Origin of the sequence: Brevundimonas sp., assembly GCF_036405315.1 — a bacterium.
Taxonomy (GTDB): Bacteria; Pseudomonadota; Alphaproteobacteria; order Caulobacterales; family Caulobacteraceae; genus Brevundimonas.
This window is the reverse complement of the sequence record NZ_DASWXW010000224.1, coordinates 1-1,654: the sequence shown is the minus strand read 5'-3', so window position 1 is coordinate 1,654 and position 1,654 is coordinate 1. Positions and strand designations below refer to the sequence as shown.

1 protein-coding gene is annotated in these 1,654 nt (G+C 66.9%); it reads left to right on the top strand.

The features are described 5' to 3' along the window. Positions 1-191 precede the first annotated feature (191 nt). Positions 192-1,654 (top strand): leucyl aminopeptidase (locus VGE49_RS13675; protein ID WP_331035088.1); only part of this gene is annotated, 1,463 nt, incomplete at its 3' end.

Sequence of the window (1,654 nt, the reverse complement as noted above, 5' to 3'; positions counted from 1 at the left end):
GATCTGGCGGAAAAGGTAGCCCTGAATCAGCGTCATGGTCGGGAAAGAAAGTGTTTCGGGGGCGAGCGAGTTGCAGCCGCGAGCGATGCGGGCCATGTAATACACATCCCAACGCAACGGTGAAACAGCCGCTGCGTTATGTCCGATTCAAGCACGACCGGGGCACAGAACCTCGGCCTGGAGTAGGTTTCATGAAAATCGAGTTCGTCGCTTCCCCCAGCGCCGCTCAAATCCTTGCCGTTCTGGTTCACGATGGCCGCGCGCTGGCCGGTACGGGCTCGGCCCTGGACGTCGCCGCCTCGGGCGCTCTGACCAAGGCGATGACCAACAGCCGCTTCACGGGCGCCGCGAACAGCAGCCTGACCGTTGCGGCTCCGTCCGGCGTGGACGCTGACTCGGTTCTGCTGGTCGGCGCGGGCGCGGCTGACAAGTTCGACGATCTGGCGGTCGAGACCGCCGCCGCCGCCGCCTATCACGCCGCCAAGCTGTCGGGCGCCGAAGTCCTGACCATCGACGCCGCCCACCTGTCGGCCGAGCAGGCCGCCCGCGCCGCTTTCGCCGTGCGCCTGGCCGCCTATCGCTTCGCCAAGTATCTGACCAAGCAGAAGGCCGACAAGATTCCGTCGGTCACGACGGTCCGCGTCGTGACGTCCGACGTGAAGGCCGCCGAAGCCGCCTTCCAGCCGCTGTCCGCCGTGGCCGATGCCGTCCTGTTCTCGCGCGATCTGGTGTCGGAGCCGGCCAACGTCCTTTACCCGGCCGAGTTCGCTCGCCGCGTGAAGGAACTGGAAGCCCTGGGCGCCAAGGTCGAGATCCTGGGCGAAGCCGAGATGGAAAAGCTGGGCATGCACACCCTGCTGGGCGTGGGCCAAGGCTCGGAGCGCGAAAGCCAGTTGGCCGTCATCCAGTGGAACGGCGGCAAGGAAGGCGAGGCCCCCATCGCCTTCGTCGGCAAGGGCGTCTGCTTCGACACCGGCGGCATCAGCCTGAAGCCGGCCGACGGCATGGAGGAAATGAAGTGGGACATGGGCGGCGCCGCCGCCGTGGCCGGCCTGATGCACGCCCTGGCGGGCCGCAAGGCCAAGGTTAACGTCGTCGGCGTCCTCGGTCTGGTCGAGAACATGCCTGACGGCAAGGCCCAGCGTCCCGGCGACGTGGTCGTGTCGATGTCGGGCCAGACGGTCGAGGTGCTGAACACCGACGCCGAAGGCCGCCTCGTTCTGGCCGACGCCCTGTGGTACACGCAGGAGCGTTTCAAGCCGAAATTCATGATCGACCTGGCCACCCTGACGGGCGCCATCATCATCTCGCTGGGTCTGGAATACGCCGGCGTCTTCTCGAACAATGACGACCTGGCTGACGGCATCCTTGCTGCCGGTCCCAAGGTCGGCGAGAATGTCTGGCGCCTGCCGATCCCGGCCGCCTACGAGCGTCACATCGACAGCCCGATCGCCGACGTGAAGAACACCGGCAACGGTCGCGCCGGCGGCTCGATCACCGCCGCCCTGTTCCTGCAACGCTTCACCAACGGCGTGCCGTGGGCGCACATCGACATCGCCTCGACCGCCTGGGTCAAGGACAGCCGCAACCCGACCGTGCCGGACGGCGCCGTGGGCTATGGCGTGCGTCTGCTGGACCGCATGGTCGCCGACAA